This is a genomic window from Yeosuana aromativorans, assembly GCF_014646655.1.
Lineage (GTDB): Bacteria > Bacteroidota > Bacteroidia > Flavobacteriales > Flavobacteriaceae > Yeosuana > Yeosuana aromativorans.
Window position 1 is genome coordinate 1,438 of the sequence record NZ_BMNR01000008.1, and the last position, 3,134, is coordinate 4,571.

Annotated in this window: 5 protein-coding genes; 1 reads left to right on the top strand and 4 read right to left on the bottom strand. The window is 39.9% G+C overall.

Annotated elements, in window-relative coordinates:
* The 3 genes from IEW94_RS14695 to IEW94_RS14705 all read right to left on the bottom strand — a co-directional run.
* Nucleotides 1–292 (bottom strand): hypothetical protein (locus IEW94_RS14695; protein WP_188654442.1); only part of this gene is annotated, 292 nt, incomplete at its 3' end.
* Nucleotides 293–1,068: 776 nt separating this feature from the next.
* Nucleotides 1,069–1,425, bottom strand: a complete 357-nt coding sequence (locus IEW94_RS14700; protein ID WP_188654444.1) for a hypothetical protein — start codon at nt 1,423–1,425, stop codon at nt 1,069–1,071.
* Nucleotides 1,426–1,440: 15 nt separating this feature from the next.
* Complete coding sequence (locus IEW94_RS14705; protein WP_188654446.1) at nt 1,441–2,313, bottom strand: hypothetical protein; 873 nt, start codon at nt 2,311–2,313, stop codon at nt 1,441–1,443.
* Between the two features lie 161 nt (nt 2,314–2,474).
* On the opposite strand from IEW94_RS14705, the gene IEW94_RS14710 reads away from it, so the two are divergent.
* On the top strand, nt 2,475–2,693 hold the full coding sequence (locus IEW94_RS14710) for a helix-turn-helix domain-containing protein (RefSeq protein ID WP_188654448.1): 219 nt from the start codon (nt 2,475–2,477) through the stop codon (nt 2,691–2,693).
* A gap of 87 nt (nt 2,694–2,780) precedes the next feature.
* On the opposite strand, the gene IEW94_RS14715 is transcribed toward IEW94_RS14710, so the two are convergent.
* The coding region (locus IEW94_RS14715; RefSeq protein WP_188654450.1) for a site-specific integrase at nt 2,781–3,134 on the bottom strand (354 nt) is incomplete at its 5' end.

The window sequence follows — 3,134 nt, forward strand, 5'->3', positions numbered from 1 at the left end:
CGGGTATATACGGATATATACGTTTAATGATACCAATTGAATGGAAAAAAGATTTTGCTTGGCCTGCAATAAAGAGCTTAAGGGCCGTTCGGACAAAAAATTCTGTGATGCCCAGTGCAGAAGTGCCCATCACAATGCCAGCAGGTCTTCCCACGAACTGTCCATCCAGAGGATAAACAGTGACCTGCGCAGGAACAGAAGCCTGTTGGCACATTTCTGCCCAAGCGGCAAGAGCACCGTTGACAGGGAGGTCCTGTCCAAATTGGGCTTTAGGTTCGAGATATTCACCCATATTTTCCCGTTTAACAGTGGAACCTACTTTTTTTGCTATGAATATGGCTACCTTCCGATACTAGAAAAGGGTACGGAGAAAATGTTGATAGTCCACAAGCAGGAATATATGGACAACCTCAGGTTTGAACCATGGGGCTTCAAGATCACCAAACATGGTTCCGAATAGGTGGTGATGGGTGACATTTGCGTTTTTTGATTTTGGTTTGCAAATCCATTTGTAAAGCAAGAGGGTAACACGCTGCGCGATGTTACTGGTTCATATTCCGTTTAAAATCAGCTATTTAACAATTTTGATTGGTTGCATTTATTTTTGATTTGCGGCAAAAGCTCTTGAGACCCCATTAAAATGGCACTTATTTGCGGCAAACCAATAGGATTTCATATGATCTGGTGGATATTGGACCCTTGTAGTCTTTGCCAAATTCTGCTTATCCCATTTTTACGGTAAAAAGCCCCGTAAGCCCCATAAACAGGCAATTATTTACAGGAAAAAACATGTGGCCAATTTTTGTTGATCGGTATTGCCGGCTTTTGGGTTTTATAGGTCTTAAAAGGGTATCGGTTCATTGTTTTTTTATTAAAAAAGCTTCTTGTCCCAGCAAAACCAAGGATTGTTTTAATAAAAAATGATACTGGCCTTTTAAACTTCCCAAAAACATTGCATAGTATTAGTTCGATAGATGTTGGGGCTTTTGTTCCGTAAAGGGTTTCACAACCCGCATTTTGTTGAAAATAATGGCAGTTCGGTTGTCCATTTATTATTGGATCCCCTTTTTATTCTCCTTTTTCTTTCAGCACCAGTTTTTCAATGGCATCATAGCTTGCCAACTGTGCATCGGGCAATAGGCTGTCCACCAGGTCCAGCACCGTGGCTATGGTCAGGTCCTTGGAGCAATTTGAGAGTCTTGCGGAAGCGAAGTCGTTCTCACTGTCCAGTGCCAGGATGCATGTCCTGAGCAGGCAGGATATGATGTACCGCAGTTCACCGTTGTCCTCTACCTCAAAGCTCACTTGCTGCACAATGGGGCTGTCTTCCCTCCTATAGTGTTTGCGCTCTCTTGGATGTAACAGTTTGACGATCGTGTCCAAGGTTTCTTTGTTCGTTTTCTGTTTTTTATCTTTTGTTTTCATCGGCTAGTTTTTTTGTTATACTGTAACATGGGCCTCTTTTAAGTGTCCCAGTTGTTTCTCCCCTAACCGGTCAGCTTCCCTTAAAAACCGTTCACAGCGTTTCAGTACCTTGCCCACATCCCTTGACCTGAAACCATTTGTCCCGTTTCTGCCCTTGAAACGCATGATACCGGATGCATTGCAGAGCATGTAATACTGGCGTTGCAGTCCAAAGGTGGTTTGGGGAAACATCTCATTTGGCAAGGATGTGAAGGTGGTGCACAAATCCATTAGATAGGACAGTGTGTAATGGTGGGGCTTAAATTCCCAGAACACGTACAAAAGCCCCAGGCATATCTGTTCCATCGCATTTTGGAGCACTGACAGTTTTGATAAGGGTTCTTCATTCTCGTGTATAATGTCTATGATAGAAATCAAATAAACCGCACGTTCCATACGGTGCCTCCAAACGGTCTTGATCTCTTTATATATAGAAATATGGTACATCAAACCATATTGTCCATATCTGGACAGGGTATTGTCTTCCCTGTACATGCAAGGTGCTTCCTTTAAGGTGCGTGTCAGGAAATTATCCCCAATATCGATCCTTTCCATGATATTGTCCAAGGTGCAAAATAGTATATTAACCTTGCAGCGTTGTTTCATCTTATTGTAAACTTCCTCCATAAGATCATCAAGATTTTTATTGATTGTCTTATTGCCCACAATTAGCAAAGTATAGATTGCTTCCAGATGCTCTTGTTTGCTTTTCGTGTGCAAATAATGAATATGTTTGTTTTTGCTCGTGTCCATACCGATGACATATACCGAATGTAATGGGACCAAGTTCTTTAAAAGGTCCAAAAGTTCCTTTTGTAATGGGAATTTTGCGGGTGCTTTTGCTTTCATGGGCATTTAGTTTATTTAGACTGTGTAATAAATCAAAACATTTGTATTTATTTTCTACACTAATGTATAAAATATATACCCATTTACATAACAAAAATCCAATTTTAACAAACAAGTGTATATAATTTCTATATTTATGTATACAAAACACGCATAATAGAATGACTGAAATAGGATTGTATTTGGCAAAAAAATCAATAAACAAAGCCGAGGTTTCCAGAAGAACTGGAATAAGTAAATCTAGAATTAGCCAATTGAGTTCAAATCCAAAAGCAAAATTGAGAGCAGAGGAATTATATTTGATTTCTTTGGCCATAGACACAGATCCCTGTGAAGTATTTAAAGAAATATTTTCTGGGGTCAAACTTCCAAAACAGTAATTTCTTTAAGTGAATAAAATATAATTTTAAAAAGGGAACCATTTTGAATGGTTCCCTTTTTTCTTTTAAGTTGTGCTTGAAAAGAGCCTATAAACTTTGTGGTATCCTATCAGAACTATTCATTGTGTCCTGGAACTGTTCCCTCAATTTCTTCATGTCGTCGCTCACTTTTCTCTCTATGACCTTTGCATAGATCTGGGTCGTTGATATCCGGGAATGCCCCAATAATTTAGAGACCGTCTCTATGGGTATGCCATTGCTCAGAGTGACAGTCGTTGCAAAGGTATGCCTGGCAATATGGAAGGTCAGGTTCTTTTTGATTTGGCACAGGTCAGCTATTTCCTTTAGGTAGGAGTTCAGTTTTTGGTTCGAGATCCTTGGGAACAGGCTTTCTTCCGTTTTTGGCCTTATTTTGCTCCTGTACTTTTCCATGATTGCCAA